Genomic DNA, 15,836 nt, shown 5'->3' with positions numbered 1-15,836 from the left:
TTCAAGATTTCGTAGTTCACAGCTTCACACTGGGGGACACATTAGCGCGGACACCCCTCGCCCTCCCCCGCAGCCCCCGCCCGCACCTTGCGTGGTGCGACGATTGGGACGTGGCGTACTTCGACGCGGCCTCCACGGAGCCGCTGCACCCCCAGGCGCGCGAGGCTCTCATCGCGGCCCTCGACGTCGGCTGGGCCGACCCCGCGAGGCTGTACGGCTCCGCCCGCCGGGCAAGGATGTTACTGGAACAGGCGAGGACCGAGGTGGCCGAGGCCCTGGGCGCCAGGGCCGACGAGGTCTCGTTCACCTCCTCCGGCACCCAGGCGGTGCACCTGGGCGTGCTCGGCACCCTGCGCGGCCGCCACCGGGCCGGTCGCCGCCTGGTGACCTCGGCAGTGGAGCACTCCTGCGTGCTGCACGCGGCGGGCGTCCACGAGCGCGACGGCGGCTCGGTCGAGACGGTCGGCGTCGGGATCACCGGCGCGGTCGACCCGGAGGTCTTCGGCGAGGCGGTCCGCGCCGAGGGCACGGCCCTGGCCTGCCTGCAGAGCGCCAACCACGAGGTCGGCACGCTCCAGCCGGTCGCCGAGGCGGCGGCGGCGTGCGCCGAGGCGGGGGTGCCGCTGCTGGTGGACGCGGCCCAGACGGCGGGCAGGATGCCGCTGCCCCCCGGCTGGTCGGTGCTGGCCGCCAGCGCGCACAAGTGGGGCGGCCCGGCGGGGGTCGGCGTGCTGGTGGTCCGCAAGGGCACCCGGTGGCGCACCCCGCTGCCCGAGGACGAGCGCGAGCGCCGCCGGGTCCCCGGGTTCGAGAACGTGCCGGCGGTCGTCGCGGCGGCCGCCGCATTGCGCGCCACGGTGGCCGAGTCGGCCATGGAGTCGGCCAGGCTCTCGGCGCTCGTGGACCGCGTCAGGACCGAGGTGCCCCGGCTGGTCCCGGACGTCGAGGTCATCGGAGATCCGGTCGTACGGGCGCCGCACATTGTCACCTTTTCGTGTCTTTACGTGGAAGGTGAGGCGTTGCTGACGGAACTCGACAAGGCCGGGTTCTCGGTATCGTCCGGCAGCTCCTGCACGGCGAGTACGCTTCGTCCGTCGCATGTTCTGGAGGCCATGGGAGTGCTCACGCACGGGAACGTCCGCGTTTCGCTGCCCCGGGGCACCTCGGCGACGGATGTCGACCGTTTCCTCGCCTTCCTGCCCGACGCGGTGCGGAGGATACGCGAGGAGGCCGGTGTCAAGCTTTGATCAACATTCGGGGAGTGAAGACGTGATGACGTCCGGCCAGACCACTCCGGCGGGATCGGCACAGCCCCCCGCCCTGACCATCGACGCGCTGGGCAAGAAGTGCCCGATCCCGATCATCATGCTGGCGGCGCAGATCAACGACGTGCCGCGCAACGGGATCGTCGCGGTCCTCGCCGACGATCCGGCCGCCTTCACCGACATCCCCGCCTGGTGCCGGTTGAAGTCACACCACCACGTGGGCAGCTACGAGCTCCCGGAGCGCGGCTGGTCCATTCACGTGCGCCGCAATTACTGACATGTCCTGAAATTGGGTATGACCTCCCCCGAAAACACGCCAAACGGTTCGGGGGGACGGCATGAGCGGTGAGACGGCCAGAGATCTGATGAACGCCGGGGTCCGGTGCGTCGAGGCACACGAGACACTCGACCGGGCGTCACAGATGATGCGGGACATGAACGTGGGCGCGCTGCCCATCTGCGGCAGCGACGACCGCCTGAAGGGGATCATCACCGACCGCGACATCGTGGTCAAGTGCGTGGCACAGGGCCTGGACCCCTCCCAGATGACAGCGGGAGACCTGGCGACCGGCCTGGTCTGGGTCTCCTCGGACGCGAGCGTCGAGGAGGCGCTGGCCAAGATGGAGCAGAACCAGATCCGGCGGCTGCCGGTGATCGAGGACGGCCGCATCGTCGGCATGATCACCGAGGCCGACCTGGCCAGGAAGCTGTCCGACGACCAGCTGGCCGAGTTCGTGCACCGCGTCTACGCGAGCGGCTGACACCCGGCCCGCGCGGGCATCCGAGCGGGCACCTGACACGGTGGCCGCCGTACCGGCGGCACCGGACCGGGCCGCCACCGGACGACAAGCCCGGTGGCGGCCCGTGATGGCCTGCGGTGGCCCGGCCCGCGGGCCGGGAGCGGTGTCGCGGAACGACGCCCGGGCCCGGCGACCCGGGAGAGGCGTGGCGGCTCAGGCGTGACGGCTCAGGCGTGGTGGCACTTCACGAAGGGGGCCACCTCCGCGGCGGCGTCGGCGCCGTAGGCGTCGGCGAGGCGCTCCAGGAAGACCTTCTGGCCGAGCTCGTACTCCTGGCCGCCGACACGCTCCAGGACGTGGGTGGCGGTGAGGTTGCCGACCTGGCCGCAGCGCTCCAGGGGCAGGCCCCAGGCCAGCGCGGACAGGAAGCCGGAGCGGAAGGCGTCGCCCACGCCGGTGGGATCGGCCTTGCCGAGCTCGGGCGCCGGGGGGACGTGCAGGGACGGCTCGCCCTTGCGGTCGATGACGACGCCCTTGGGACCGAGCGTGGTGACGCGGACGCCGACCCGGTCGAGGATCTCCTCGTCGCTCCAGCCGGTCTTCTGCTCGATCATGCCCTTCTCGTAGTCGTTGCCGAAGAGGTAGGCGGCGCCGTCGACCAGTTCGCGGATCTGCTCCCCGGGCATGCGGGCGAGCTGCTGGGAGGGGTCGGCCGCGAACGGGATGCCGCGCTGGCGCGCCTCGGCGGTGTGCCTGAGCATCGCCTCGGGGTCGTTGGGGCTGATCAGCACCAGGTCGAGGCCGCCGACCCGCCGGGCGACCGGGTCGAGCTCGATGAGGCGGGCCTCGGCCATCGCGCCGGTGTAGAACGACGCGATCTGGTTGTGGTCGTCGTCGGTCGTGCACAGGAAGCGGGCGGTGTGGTGCGTCTCGGAGACATGGATGGAGTCGCAGTCCACACCGTGGCGCTCCAGCCAGGAGCGGTAGTCGGCGAAGTCGGTGCCGACCGCGCCGACCAGGAGGGGCTTGAGCCCCAGGCAGCCCATCCCGAACGCGATGTTGGCCGCGCAGCCGCCGCGGCGGACCTGCAGGTCGTCCACGAGGAACGACAGGGAAACCCGGTCAAGCTGGCCGGCGATGAGCTGGTCGCTGAAGCGGCCGGGGAAGGTCATCAGTTGATCGGTCGCGATTGAGCCGGTGACGGCGATGCGCACGGGGTTCTTCTCCTCGTTGTCTGCATCTTCGGAACGTGGGCGATTGAGCCGCACGGGAAGTTGAGCCACGCAAGAATACGCGACCTTTCCCGCGTCCCGCTCTTACCCCGAGGGCTACCCCGATCGGGCACGCGAAAGCCCCGCGGGGTGACCGAAGTCACTCCGCGGGGCCTGGCGCTCTCGCCGGTGCGGCTCGCCTGGTACGGCTCGCCTGTCGAACTCGCCTAGTTGAACGAGTCGCCGCAGGCGCACGAGCCGGTGGCGTTGGGGTTGTCGATCGTGAAGCCCTGCTTCTCGATGGTGTCGACGAAGTCGACGGTGGCGCCCACGAGGTAGGGGGCGCTCATCCGGTCGGTGACCACGCTCACGCCGTCGAAGTCGGAGACGACGTCGCCGTCCATCGAACGGTCGTCGAAGAAGAGCTGGTAGCGCAGACCGGAACAGCCGCCGGGCTGCACGGCCACGCGCAGCTGGAGACCTTCCTCGCCCTGCTGCTCCAGCAGGCTCTTGACCTTCGCCGCGGCCGCGGAACTGAGGATCAGGCCCTGCGCCGTGGTCTCGCTGCTCTCAACCGACATGTTGGTGACTCCCGCGTCTGCGTCAGCCGCTCCCCGGGAACGGCTGTCTGTTTGTGACGTCCTTCTCAGACGCTACCAACACCCGTCCCCCTGTACACATTCCTGAGACGACAGACACATCCGTCCTTGGACAAAACCCCCTCCCCCGGAATAAAGCCCCAATCCTGTGTGTCATCATTAGTCGTCACTTCGACGATAAGGGGGTGTGGCCATGACGACCACCGAGACCGGGCTTCCGCTCTTCGTCCTCGGCAGAGGTGTCGACCCGCACAGCGAGCGCGGCGTCGACTGTCCCGGCGAGCTGCCGTCCGCTTCCGACCCGGCGCTCGTGGAGCGCGCCAGGAGGGCCAAGGCGGCGCTCGGCGACCGGGTTTTCGTGCTGGGCCACCACTACCAGCGCGACGAGGTCATCCAGTTCGCCGACGTGACCGGCGACTCGTTCAAGCTCGCGAAGGAGGCCGCGGCCCGCCCCGACGCCGAGTACATCGTCTTCTGCGGCGTGCACTTCATGGCCGAATCCGCCGACATCCTCACGTCGAGCTCCCAGAAGGTCGTGCTGCCCGACCTCGCGGCCGGGTGCTCGATGGCCGACATGGCCACCTTCGACCAGGTCGAGGAGTGCTGGGAGGCTCTGGAGGACGCGGGGATCGCCGGGGTCACCGTCCCCGTCACCTACATGAACTCCAGCGCCGACATCAAGGCGTTCTGCGGTCGCAACGGCGGCGCCGTGTGCACCTCCTCCAACGCCAGGCGCGCCCTGGAGTGGGCCTTCTCACGCGGCGAGAAGGTGCTCTTCCTCCCCGACCAGCACCTGGGCCGCAACACCGCGGTGCTGGAGATGGGCCTGTCGCTGGACGACTGCGTCGTCTACAACCCGCACCGGCCCAACGGCGGCCTCACCGCCGAGCAGCTCGGGAACGCCAAGGTGATCCTCTGGAAGGGGCACTGCTCGGTGCACGGCCGCTTCAGCGCCGAGTGCGTGGACGACGTCCGCGCCCGCATCCCCGGCGTCAACGTGCTGGTGCACCCCGAGTGCAGGCACGAGGTCGTCACCAAGGCCGACCACGTCGGTTCGACCGAGTACATCATCAAGAAGATCGAGGAGGCTCCGGCCGGGTCCTCCTGGGCGGTGGGCACCGAACTCAACCTGGTCAAGCGGCTCGGCGCCATGTTCCCCGACAAGAACGTGACGTTCCTGGACCGGACGGTCTGCTACTGCTCGACGATGAACCGGATCGACCTGCCGCACCTGGTGTGGGCGCTGGAGTCGCTCGCCGCCGGCCAGGTCGTCAACCAGATCACCGTGGACGACGACACCGCCCACTGGGCCGGGGTCGCCCTGGACCGGATGCTGGCCCTGCCCTGAATTCGGCGGACCTCGGCGTGGATGGGCCCCGGCGGGTGGTGACCCGCCGGGGCCCATCGCGTTCCGGGGACCTGTCGCGTACCCGGGGTCGGGGGAGCACCGCGTGAGCGGGGCCTATTCGAGCTCGTAGACCACCTTGACGCTGACGGAGACGTTCCGGCGGCCGGGGCTGATCGACGCCCTGTCGACGGCCGCGGCGAAGCCGAGGATCGGCGTCGGCGGGGTGACGTTCTGCTCGCTTATCTCCATGACACGGCCGAGCCCGCGGCCCGCGAGCCTGGCGTACTGCGTGGCGCGGTTCTGGGCGTCCCTGAAGGCGGCGTCGCGCGCCAGCCTGAGCGGCGCGCGGTTGTCGGACACCTCGAAGGAGATGCCGTTCAGCCGGACCGCCTCGCCGACGGCGGCCGCCGCCTCCACCACGTCGTCCGCGTCGTCGATGTCGCGCACTATGGCCTCGACGCCCTGTGTGGCCCGGTAGCCGGAGATCGTGGGGTATTCCTTGTACTCGGGCCCGAGGGTCAACTCGTCGGTCCGCAGGTCCCTCTGCGCGACCCCGGCCGCGAGCAGCGCCCGCGTCAGGTCGGCGGCCGCGACGCGGGCGGCGGTGAACGCCGCCCCGGCGGTGGGACGGCGCACCTCGACGCCGGTGTCCAGACGCATGATGTCGGGGGTGGTGGACACGGTGCCCTCGCCCACGACCGTGATCTGGGGGCGGTTTCCCTCCGCGGCGGTCACGGAGGGCTCGGAGTCCGCGAGCGCGGTGCCGCCGGACAGACCTGTGAGGAGCAGTCCCGAGGAGACGAGCACGGCCGAGGCGACCGCCTGAGACATCTTGATCATAAAGTCATGGCACCACGGGACCGCGGTCGCGGCGGCGAGCGCTGCGTGGACCCTGCCGTGTCTTGGCCGAATCCCGGACGGGTGTTTTGCCGCCGACCGGTTGGATTCCGGCCGGACCACGGCGAGCGGGCACGAGGCGGGCCCGGGCGGGTGGACCTCTCCATGACCCGGGCGGGTGGACCGGGTCCGGGTGATCGGACCGGGTCCGGGTGGGTGGAGGCGACCCGGGCCCGGTCGGGTGCGCGCGGTCTAGATCCGGGTGAGCCCCCGCCACCAGCCCAGCAGCCCGCCGTCGCCCTCGATCGCGTAGTCGTCGGGGCTGCGCCGCCCCCAGACGACCTGGAGCAGGTCGGCCGACGTGGCTGCGCGCACGGTCACGGTGCCCGGTTGCAGGGACCGCCGGTGGTGGAAGCGGTCGGGGTCGAGGGTGATCACCCACCCGGCCCCGGTGTCGGCCTGCAGGGAGATCGTCTCGCCCCCGCCCCTGATCTCGGCCACGTCCGGGTTCCATCTCACGTACGGCAGGACGTCGAGGAACTCCTCGACCCCGTCGGCCGCCACGTGCTCGTCGATCACGACCGGGACGCCCAGCGCGAGCTCGGCGTCCACCCGGTGCACCAGGGTCTCGTGGAGCATCCGCCTCGACCAGAACCGCACCCGCTTCTCCGCGCCCCAGGTCCACATCGGCGCCTCCGGGTCCTGCGACAGCAGCGCCTCGGGCAGGAAGGTGGCGCCCTCACCGAGCCAGGCGGCGTAGCCGTCCGGGTCGGCGGGCAGGCCCATGTCCATGCCGTCGCGGTCGAGGCGCCGCTCGGCCAGGTCGCGCACCATGGCGGCCACCCACCGGTGCACGCCTCCGGTGTGGGTGACGAGCCTCGCCAGATCCCAGCCGGGACAGGTACGTACAGAAACGGACATGTCACGCCCCTTTAGGACGTCGGCCATCCGGGCGATCTCCGTGGCGGCGGCCGCGGCGTGCTCGGCGTGGGTCCACTCCCTCATGTCAACCCTCTCGCGTGAAGCGCATGAACTGCTTTTCGTACTCCTTGGCGTCGGTGCTGGTGACCAGCAACCGCTGCACCTTCCCCGTGAAGTCGAACACCACCGCCTCGTAGCCGGAGCCCTTGCGCCGCCAGCCCGCGACGTGCTCGTCGTCGTACCAGCCGATGAGCCGCTCCGTCTCGAACGGGATCCGGACCTTCGCCGGGGCGTCGGAGCCGGTGGACCAGACGCAGATCTCCTTCTTGCTCTCCTTGCAGTACGTCAGCAGGGACGAGCCCGACGGGGAGATGTCGTCGCCCTCGACCGTGATCGGGGTGCCCACGTCCAGCAGGGTCTGCAGCACGGTGCCCTGCGTGTCGTAGAAGCGGATGCGCTGGGTCTTGCCGGTGAGCGCCCAGGTGCCGACGGCCCTGCCGTCGCCCCGCCAGAAATAACTCCACTTGCCCGCGTCCTTCTCCTTCACGCGGACGACCTTCGCCTTCTTCGTGGCGACGTCGATGATCGCGAAGCCGTACTCCCTGCTGATGTCGCCGACCGCCTCGTAGAGGGTCACCAGTCCGCGCCTGCCGTCCGGCGACCACTGCGGCAGCGTCGGGTAGATCGGCGCCTTGGTGACCCTGATCCTACTCGCCGCGCCGGATCGATGATCGACGATCGACACGATCGCGTAGCCCTGCGCGTCGTACATCCGGTCGGTGGCCAGCGCCTGGGTGCCATCGGCGTTGACCGTGTACTGGAAGTACTTGCCGTTCCTGACGAACCGCTCTGTGCCCCGCTCGCGGACGTAGAGGGTCTTGTCCCAGTCGAGGCTGTAGGAGCTCAGCTTGATCGGGTCCCGGTCGCTCTCGTGGAGCGTGAGCGAGCTGCCGGGCAGCTTGATCGTGCTGCCGGCCTCCGGCACCGCCGGAGCGGTGGGAGTGGGGGTGTTCGCGGCCCTCGTACTGCCCGCCCGGGTGGTCCCCGGCGTCTCGGTGGTGCCGCGCAGCGCCAGCACGACGCCCCCGGCCACGAGGGCGGTGACCAGCAGGCCCCCCACGACCGCCGGCCACACCCCGCGCCGGGCGGGGGCCGCCTGTCCCGGGTACGCGGCCTGTCCCGGGTACGCGGCCGCGGGGTTCCGGTACGGCGCCCCCTCCGAGGAGGGGTAGGTCGCGGGACCACCGTAGGGCTGTCCCGGATATCCCGCGGGCTGTCCCGGATATCCCGGCGGCGGGTGCCCGGGGCCCTGCGGGGGGCGGCCGCCCGCGTGGTCGTCGGGGCCGGGATGTCCGCCGGGAGAGGACCGGGTGTGGGGCGGCCCCTGCCGCGGGAAACCGTGGGGCCCGGACTGCTGGAAGTGCCCGGGGTGCCGGGCCTGACCGCGGGGGTCCGAGTGCTGGGGGTACGGGACGTGACCACCCGGGTCCGGCTGCTGAGGATGCCGGGCCTGACCGGTGGGCCCGCCCGGCTGGGCGAACGGCTGCGGCCCGGAGTGCTGCCGGTGGTCCCACCGGGCACGGTCGTCGCCGCCCGGACTCCGCTGCCCGTACACGGTGTGCCCAGGGCCGGTCCCGTCCGGGCCGGGGCCGGTCCGCTGGGCCGCGGCGGCCGAGCCCTCGGCCAGGATGCCGCGCGGCGCGGTGGGCGGCGCGGCACCGGTCACGCCGCCCATGTCACCCGGGCCGCCCGCGTGGCCGAGCAGCCGCAGCAGCGCCTCACCCGCCGCGGGCCGCAGGGCGGCGTCCTTGGACAGGCACTGCCCGACCAGGTCGCGCAGCGCCGGATCGGTGATCGTCCCCAGGTCCGGCTCCATGTTCATGATCCGGTTGAAGATCGCCGGAAGGCTGTCCGTACCGAACGGCGGCTGCCCGGTGGCCGCGAAGACCATCGTGCAGCCCCAGGCGAACATGTCGGCGGGCGACCCCGCGTTCTCCCCGGCCAGCTGCTCGGGGGTCATGTAGGAAGGGGTGCCGATCGCCATCGCGGTCAGCGTGGAGGTCCGGTCGAGCGCCTTGGCGATGCCGAAGTCGATCACTCGGGGGCCGTCGGGGGCCAGCAGCACGTTGGACGGCTTGAAATCGCGGTGCACGATCCCCGCCTGGTGGATGGCGACGAGCGCGGTGACCGTTCCGATCGCCAGGCGGTGCAGGGCCGCGCCCTCGCGCGGGCCCTCGGTGCTCACGACCGCGTCGAGCGTCGGGCCGTCGATGTACTCGCTGACGATGTACGGGCGATCCCGGTCGACCCCGGTGTCGATCACCGCGGCGGTGCAGAAGGGCGCGACACGCCGGGTCGTGCTGACCTCGCGGACGAAGCGCTCCATCGCCTCCTCGTCCTGCGTGAGATCCGCGCGGAGCAACTTGACCGCGACGCGCGCCCCCGCCGGGGAAACACCCAGGTAGACCGTGCCCTGGCCTCCCTCGCCGAGCCTGGCGGTGAGCCGGTACTCCCGCACCTGCTCGGGATCCCCGGACCGCAGGGACGCGAGGTCCGCCATGGTCACACCCTTCTCGCGCGATGAATTTCCGGTCCCATTGTGGGGGCAAAGGGTCACAGGACGTACATCAAATCGCAAGCCGGACAGCCACGGTGGCGCGTTCCAGACGGCCTCGCGAATCACGCGGAAAGGCCGGGTGGGAAGGGCTTCGCGAGGACCTCTCAGAGGCCGGGCGCACCCCAGAGGGGGAACCAGCGGCCGAGGTCCGGCTCGATCTCCAGCTCCCCGCCGATCGCGCCGCGTACCTGCAACTCCAGCGCGTTGTCCCTGCGCTGTGCCTGCCCTCCCCCGTACCCGGACGCCCGCCCCTCCGCCCGCTCGGCGGGCAGCGGGGCGAACGGGTAGAAGGTGCCCTGCTTGTAGAGGTAGACCAGGGCGAGCCCGCGACCGCCGGGAGCGGCGAAGAAGACCAGCGAGCAGAGCAGGGAGGGGCCGAAACCCGCCGCCTCGAGGGAGGAGTTGACCGCGTGCAGGTCCGTGACCAGGTCACCGAGCGTCTCGGGGGCCCGGCGCACCAGCAGCCACGTGTAGCCGAAGGAGTCCCTCGACACCTCCACCGGGGGGCCGCCTCCGGCGTCCAGCAGCTGGGTGACGTCGCGCTCGAGCTCGGCGAACGCCCCGCCCTCGGCCGAGCGGAAGCAGACCGCCCCCACCCCCGTCGGCGCCAGGTCGGTGGCGGCCTGCAGGGTGACCGCGGCCGAGGGCAGCGCGAACAGCGCGTCCAGGTCGGCCCTGGCCGGCTCGCCGCGCCCCATCAGCGCGTCCCACCAGCGCATCGGATCACTCCCCCTTCACGTCCCCGTACGGCCAGGCGTCCGGTCACCCGCCCTGCCCGAGCTGGGCGGAGATCCTGCCGAGCTGCTCCAGGCGTCGCTCCAGCGGCGGGTGGGTCGCGAAGAGCGCGGCCAGGCCGGCCCTGCCGGACAGGGCCGGTGCGAAGAAGAAGGCGTTGAACGGCTCGGCCTCGCGCAGGTCCTTCGTCGGGATGCGGGCCATCTCACCGCTGATCTTGACGAGGGCGCTGGCCAGGGCGGAGGGCCGCTGGGTGAGCAGTGCTCCCGCGCGGTCGGCGGCCAGCTCGCGGTAGCGCGACAGGGCACGGGTGAGCAGGAAGCTCACCGCGTACACCAGGACCGAGACGAGCAGGATGATCACGCCGATCGGCAGGCCGCCCCGGTCGTCGCGCCCGCGCCCGCCCAGGCCGCTGTAGAGCGCGACCCTGGTCATCAGCCCGGCGACGATGCCGAGGAAGGACGCGATCGTCATGACCGCGACGTCACGGTGGGCCACGTGGGACATCTCGTGGGCCAGCACGCCCTCCAGCTCGCCGCCGTCGACGCGGCGCAGCAAACCCGTGGTCACGCAGACCACGGAGTTCTTCTGGTTACGGCCGGTGGCGAACGCGTTCGGGACGTCCGAGTCGGCGATCGCCACCCGCGGCTTGGGCATGTCGGCCAGCGCGCACAACCTGTCGACCATGCCGTGTAGCTCCGGGGCCTCCTGCGGGGAGACGACACGTCCGTGCATCGCGAACAGCGCGATGCGATCGGACATGAAGTACTGCACGAGCAGGATGCCGCCGGCGATCAGCAGCACCACGACGGCCCGGACGCCCAGCGCGATCAACACGGCCACGAAGACCACGTAGAGCAGTCCGAGCAGGAACATGGTGACCACCATGCGCCTGGTCAGGCCCCGGTCCGGGGCGAACCGGGTTTGTGCCATATGCCCAAGCTAGCCGGGAATCAGCCCTTCATTGCCGAGCATCTCCCGCACTTCGTCCATGGATGCGTCGGCCGGAGGCAAAATCAGCTCCGAGGACTCCAGGCTGTCGTCGGGCAGCGCCTTGCCGACGTGGCGGACCTTGTCGAGCAGGGCGTGCAGCCGCACCCGGAAGGCCTCCTCCTCGCCGGCCTCGATGGCGGCCTCCAGCTCGGCGTCCAGCGCGTTCAGCACGTCGAGGTCTGCGGGGGCGATGTCGATCTGCCCCTCCCCCATGATGCGGACGATCACAGGCCCTCCCCCGGCTGGCGCAGCTGCTGCGTCTGGTTGGACTGCGGCTGCTCGTGGTGCGGCTGCTGAGGCTGGGGCTGCTGGTGGGGCTGGGCCGGGCCGGGCGTGATCGCGCCCTGCGGCGCGGGGCCCTGGCCGAGCTCGGCCTTCATCCGCGCGATCTCCAGCTCCACGTCGTGCCCGCCGCCCATGCGGTCGAGCTCGGCCTGGATGTCGTCGCCGCGCTGCCCGCTGAAGTCGTCGAGCGCGCCGCTGGCCAGCAGCTCGTCGATGGCACCCGCGCGGGCCTGCATGGAGGCCGTCTTGTCCTCGGCGCGCTGGATCGCCAGGCCGACGTCGCCCATCTCCTCGGAGATGCCGGAGAAGGCCTCGTTGATCCGCGTCTGCGCCTCGGCGGCGGTGTAGGTCGCCTTGATCGTCTCCTTCCTCGTACGGAAGGAGTCGACCTTGGCCTGCAGCCGGTGAGAGGCGGTGGTGAGCTTCTCCTCCTCGGCCTGCAGGTTGTCGTGCTGCACGCGGAGGTCGGCGATCTGGGTCTGCAGGCTGCCACGGCGGGTCAGCGCCTCACGTGCCAGGTCCTCGCGGCCGACTCCGAGCGCCTTGCGGCCCTGCTCCTCAAGCTTGCGCGACTGCGCCTCGATCTGGTTGATCTGAAGCTCCACGCGCTTGCGCGAGGTGGCGACGTCCGCCACACCACGGCGCACCTTCTGCAGCAACTCCAGCTGGCGCTGATATGAGTAGTCCAGGGTCTCGCGAGGATCTTCCATCTTGTCCAACGCGTTGTTCGCCTTGGACCTGAAGATCAGCGAAAGTCTCTTCATCACGCTCATGCGCGTCGGCCGTCCCCTTCTTCAAGTGCGCTTCGGGTCACCCCAAGTGAGTCCAGCCCCCCGAAAAGCACCGGAGCCACCATAGGGTTCACCCTACGCATAACGCGCGGGGGCGTCACTAAGTTGCACTCCCGGTAGGCTGACGTTGTGTTCCGACGTACCCAGACCACCGCGGACGACTCCCCCGCCTCCGCCAACGATCCTAAGCCTGCGGGCAAGGGGCGTCCCACACCCAAGCGACGGGACGCCGAAGGCCGTCGCCGACAGCCGGTGAACGCCCCCCAGAACCGCAAAGAGGCCTACAAGAACCTCCGCGAACGCCAGGCCAGCGAACGTGTCAAGGCGCGCGAGGGCATGCTGCGCGGCGACGAGCGTTACTTCCCCGCCCGGGACAAGGGGCCCGCCAGGAAGTTCGCGCGCGACTGGGTCGACTCCCGTCGTCTCGTCAGCCAGTACTTCCTGCCGTTCTCCCTCCTCATCCTGCTGCTCACCTGGATCCCCTTCCCCGCGGACATCCGCGGGTACGTCTACGTCGCGGTGATCACGGTCGGCTGGCCGCTCATGATGGTCGGCGTGCTCCTCACCTCGATCTGGGTGTCCTGGAAGGTGAAGAAGCTGGCCGCCGAGAAGTTTCCCAACGAGAACCTCAAGGGTGTCGGCTTCTACGCCGCCATGCGGGCGCTGCAGATCCGCAAGCTGCGCTTCCCGCCGCCCACCGTGCTGCCCGGCGGCAGGCCCGTCCCGCCGAAGAACTGACGGCGAAGAACTGACGGCGGAGCCGGCCGCGGAGCCCGGGAGGCACCGCGGCCGAGCACGTTCCCGGACCCCGTCCCCTCCACGAGGGGGCGGGGTTCTTCGCGTCCTCGCCGGCTCGCCGGCGAACCTCACCCGCGAACCGGACGAGCGTCATCGAACCGGACGAGCGTCGTCCCGGGCGAGGGTCACTCCTCCGACGGTCGCTCCTCGACGACGGTCCAGTCCAGCTCGCCGCCGGTGACCGTCGGTTTCCAGAAACCGACGGCCCCGCCGGTCTCCAGGGCGTGCGCCGTCGCCCGCAGCAGGCCGTAGTACGACCGGATCGGAACGCCGCCGGGCTCGAAGTCCATCATGCCCTCGTGATCGGTGTCGCCGACGTCATGTATCACGGAGTCGATCACCAGGTGGTTGCCGCTCCCGTCGGCGCCGAACGGGATCATCCGCCCGTCCCACCACTCCGTCCGCGCGTCGCCGTCGCCCCTGACCTCTCCCTCTATCTCGCACAGCTGCCGCCAGGTGTCACGGATCTCGCGGACCCCCTGGTTCCAGTTGCCGAGGAACCCGAACGGCCAGGTGTCGGCCACGACGGAGGCGCCGTCGTGGCGCAGCAGGGAGGCGCGTAGATCGTCGGGGAAGCGCAGGCCCATCTGCGCCTCGGCGACGGCGATCGTACGGGCTCTGGCGGGCTTGCCCAGCGTGCGAAGGCTCGCGGGGGCGTTGGCCTGCAGCCACCTCTCGATGCGGCGCCACTGGCGGTTCACCGCCCGGGTCACCCTCGGGTCGACCGCCCGCACCCGCGCGGTCCGCACCCGCGGGTGGCAGTCGGCGTCGGGAACGACCACGGGGGTCTCGGCGGTCTCGTACGGGACCGGGGTCTCGTACGGCCGGACGGGATCCAGCCCTTCCCCGGCGGCCTCGAAGAGCTCCTGCACCTCGGGCGCCTCGGGCGTATCGGGCACTTCGCGGCACGAGTCCCCCGAACACTCATCCTTCTTGCACACGGTGACGATCAGGGTCCTCGGCGGCTCCGCCTCGTCCGTGGGGCGCGCCGCCGAGTCCGCCGGGCCGCTCGATCGCGGAAGCTCGCACATGTCGTCCGCGCCGGGCGAGTTCCGGAAACCGGTCGCCTCGACCGTCTCCGTCCCGTTCGAGAAGACCGCGCTCTCCAGCGCCTGCGTGCCGAAGGCGAGCAGGCACAGCCCGATCCCCACGGCACCCCAGCGGACCAGGCGGCCCCGGGCAGCCTCGTCAAGCGGCTCTCGCGGCGTCCGCGGCCCCCGCTCGAACATCCGCTCGACGGCGGTCCGGACGGCGGAGGGGGGCCTGGCGTACCGTCTGAGATCCTCGTCCGTAGGGGTGCCGAGGATTGGCGCGGGGGGCCATCGCGGCGCGCGCCCGGCTCCGGAGTCCGGCCCCCCGCCCGGGGAGGCGACCCCGGACCTCTCGACCGGGGAGGCGGCCCGGCGATCCTCCGCCCGGCGCCACAGGCGGGCGACCGCCACGACGACGGCCGCCAGCACCGCCGCGGCGAGCGCGAGCCCTACCCTCCGAGAAGTGATCAACCGCAACACGCCCGGCAGGGTATCCCGAATCATTCCGAAATATGGCGCCTACTAATGTCGGACCATGGAATTCCGCCACCTTGGCCGCAGCGGTCTCATGGTCAGTGAGATCAGCTACGGCAACTGGATCACACACGGTTCCCAGGTAGAGGAGGACGCCGCCAAGCAATGCGTGCGAGCGGCACTCGACGAGGGGATCACCACCTTCGACACCGCCGACGTGTACGCGGGCACCAAGGCGGAGGAGGTTCTCGGCCGCGCCCTCGCGGGGGTTCGCCGCGAGTCCCTGGAGATCTTCACCAAGGTCTACTGGCCGACCGGCCCCGGCCCCAACGACCGAGGGCTGTCGCGCAAGCACATCACCGAGTCACTGCACGGCTCGCTGCGCCGCCTGCAGACCGACTACGTCGACCTGTACCAGGCACACCGCTTCGACAACGAGACGCCGCTCGAGGAGACCCTCAAGACCTTCGACGATCTCGTACGTCAGGGCAAGGTCCTCTACGTCGGCGTCAGCGAGTGGACCGCCGAGCAGATCGGCCGGGCACTGAAGATCGCCGACGAGATGGGCTTCGACCGCCTGGTCTCCAACCAGCCCCAGTACTCCATGCTGTGGCGGGTCATCGAGGCCGAGGTCGTGCCGCTGAGCGAGAAGGAGGGTGTCGGCCAGGTCGTCTTCTCCCCCATCGCCCAGGGCGTGCTCACCGGTAAGTACCGGCCGGGGCAGCCGCCTCCCGCCGGTTCCCGGGCCACCGACGACTCCGGAGGCAAGAACTTCATCGCCCGGATGCTCAACGACGACGTGCTCACCCGCGTCCAGCAGCTGGAGCCGGTCGCCGCCGACCTCGGCCTGAGCATGGCCCAGCTCGCGGTGGCCTGGGTGCTGCAGAACCCCAACGTGTCCTCGGCCATCGTGGGGGCCAGCAGGCCCGAGCAGGTGCGCGACAACGTCAAGGCCTCCGGGGTGAAGCTGGAGTCCGAGGTGCTGAAGAAGATCGACGACATCCTCGGCCCGATCGTCGAGCGCGACCCCGCCAAGACCGTGAGCCCCGAGCGGCGTCCATAGCGCGATGACCGGTCCCGGTGAACGCCGGAGGCGTTGACCGGGCCTCTCGCGTTAGTGCGCGGGCCTCTCGCGTTCGCGCGGGCGTGGGCGTTCGCGCGCGGGCGCGAAACGGGAAAGAACCCCTCGGT

The 15,836-nt window shown here is 70.9% G+C and carries 16 protein-coding genes; 6 read left to right on the top strand and 10 right to left on the bottom strand.

Annotated features, from left to right (window positions below):
• The first annotated feature begins 110 nt into the window (after positions 1–110).
• From AB0G15_RS07385 to AB0G15_RS07375, 3 genes are all read left to right on the top strand, one after another.
• Positions 111–1,247, top strand: a complete 1,137-nt coding sequence (locus tag AB0G15_RS07385) for an aminotransferase class V-fold PLP-dependent enzyme (RefSeq protein ID WP_362836302.1) — start codon at positions 111–113, stop codon at positions 1,245–1,247.
• 25 nt (positions 1,248–1,272) lie between these two features.
• Positions 1,273–1,542, top strand: coding sequence for a sulfurtransferase TusA family protein (locus AB0G15_RS07380; protein ID WP_362836300.1), 270 nt, complete (start codon positions 1,273–1,275; stop codon positions 1,540–1,542).
• Positions 1,543–1,603: 61 nt separating this feature from the next.
• Positions 1,604–2,026 (top strand): CBS domain-containing protein, encoded by a 423-nt coding sequence (locus tag AB0G15_RS07375; protein ID WP_362836298.1) that lies wholly within the window; start codon positions 1,604–1,606, stop codon positions 2,024–2,026.
• 206 nt (positions 2,027–2,232) lie between these two features.
• Here AB0G15_RS07375 and AB0G15_RS07370 read toward each other — a convergent pair whose 3' ends face one another.
• Both AB0G15_RS07370 and AB0G15_RS07365 read right to left on the bottom strand, forming a co-directional pair.
• The gene (locus AB0G15_RS07370; protein ID WP_362836296.1) at positions 2,233–3,219 is read right to left on the bottom strand and encodes a carbohydrate kinase family protein; all 987 of its coding nucleotides are present in this window, start codon (positions 3,217–3,219) and stop codon (positions 2,233–2,235) included.
• Between the two features lie 224 nt (positions 3,220–3,443).
• A complete protein-coding gene (locus tag AB0G15_RS07365; RefSeq protein ID WP_030910261.1) occupies positions 3,444–3,797 on the bottom strand; it encodes an iron-sulfur cluster assembly accessory protein in 354 nt (117 codons plus the stop codon).
• Positions 3,798–4,008: 211 nt separating this feature from the next.
• Here AB0G15_RS07365 and nadA point away from each other — a divergent pair, with 211 nt between their 5' ends.
• Positions 4,009–5,163 carry a quinolinate synthase NadA gene (gene nadA, locus AB0G15_RS07360; RefSeq protein WP_362676679.1) on the top strand — a complete coding sequence of 385 codons (1,155 nt, stop codon included), beginning with the start codon at positions 4,009–4,011 and terminating at the stop codon, positions 5,161–5,163.
• Positions 5,164–5,277: 114 nt separating this feature from the next.
• Here nadA and AB0G15_RS07355 read toward each other — a convergent pair whose 3' ends face one another.
• From AB0G15_RS07355 to AB0G15_RS07325, 7 genes are all read right to left on the bottom strand, one after another.
• The gene (locus AB0G15_RS07355) at positions 5,278–6,003 is read right to left on the bottom strand and encodes an SIMPL domain-containing protein (protein WP_362836294.1); all 726 of its coding nucleotides are present in this window, start codon (positions 6,001–6,003) and stop codon (positions 5,278–5,280) included.
• A 249-nt stretch (positions 6,004–6,252) separates the two neighbouring features.
• Positions 6,253–7,005 (bottom strand): maleylpyruvate isomerase family mycothiol-dependent enzyme, encoded by a 753-nt coding sequence (locus AB0G15_RS07350; protein WP_362836292.1) that lies wholly within the window; start codon positions 7,003–7,005, stop codon positions 6,253–6,255.
• Between the two features lies 1 nt (position 7,006).
• Positions 7,007–9,481, bottom strand: a complete 2,475-nt coding sequence (locus AB0G15_RS07345; RefSeq protein ID WP_362836290.1) for a protein kinase — start codon at positions 9,479–9,481, stop codon at positions 7,007–7,009.
• Positions 9,482–9,642: 161 nt separating this feature from the next.
• Positions 9,643–10,257: a hypothetical protein gene (locus AB0G15_RS07340; protein ID WP_362836287.1), complete on the bottom strand. Its 615-nt coding sequence runs from the start codon at positions 10,255–10,257 to the stop codon at positions 9,643–9,645.
• Positions 10,258–10,300: 43 nt separating this feature from the next.
• Positions 10,301–11,206: a zinc metalloprotease HtpX gene (gene htpX / locus AB0G15_RS07335; RefSeq protein WP_362676690.1), complete on the bottom strand. Its 906-nt coding sequence runs from the start codon at positions 11,204–11,206 to the stop codon at positions 10,301–10,303.
• Between the two features lie 9 nt (positions 11,207–11,215).
• On the bottom strand, positions 11,216–11,494 hold the full coding sequence (locus tag AB0G15_RS07330) for a hypothetical protein (protein ID WP_350947458.1): 279 nt from the start codon (positions 11,492–11,494) through the stop codon (positions 11,216–11,218).
• Positions 11,491–12,324, bottom strand: a complete 834-nt coding sequence (locus AB0G15_RS07325; RefSeq protein WP_344746178.1) for a PspA/IM30 family protein — start codon at positions 12,322–12,324, stop codon at positions 11,491–11,493. The genes AB0G15_RS07330 and AB0G15_RS07325 overlap by 4 nt, the downstream gene beginning before the upstream one ends.
• 147 nt (positions 12,325–12,471) lie before the next feature.
• On the opposite strand from AB0G15_RS07325, the gene AB0G15_RS07320 reads away from it, so the two are divergent.
• Positions 12,472–13,080, top strand: coding sequence for a DUF3043 domain-containing protein (locus AB0G15_RS07320; RefSeq protein WP_362836285.1), 609 nt, complete (start codon positions 12,472–12,474; stop codon positions 13,078–13,080).
• 185 nt (positions 13,081–13,265) lie between these two features.
• Here AB0G15_RS07320 and AB0G15_RS07315 read toward each other — a convergent pair whose 3' ends face one another.
• Positions 13,266–14,651, bottom strand: a complete 1,386-nt coding sequence (locus tag AB0G15_RS07315) for an SMI1/KNR4 family protein (RefSeq protein WP_362836282.1) — start codon at positions 14,649–14,651, stop codon at positions 13,266–13,268.
• Positions 14,652–14,706: 55 nt separating this feature from the next.
• Here AB0G15_RS07315 and AB0G15_RS07310 point away from each other — a divergent pair, with 55 nt between their 5' ends.
• On the top strand, positions 14,707–15,708 hold the full coding sequence (locus tag AB0G15_RS07310) for an aldo/keto reductase family protein (RefSeq protein ID WP_362836280.1): 1,002 nt from the start codon (positions 14,707–14,709) through the stop codon (positions 15,706–15,708).
• Positions 15,709–15,836 lie beyond the last annotated feature (128 nt).

This window comes from Streptosporangium sp. NPDC023825, assembly GCF_040639575.1.
Taxonomy (GTDB): domain Bacteria; phylum Actinomycetota; class Actinomycetes; order Streptosporangiales; family Streptosporangiaceae; genus Streptosporangium.
Note: the sequence above shows the minus strand (reverse complement) of the source record. Positions and strands in the feature narration are given on the sequence as shown.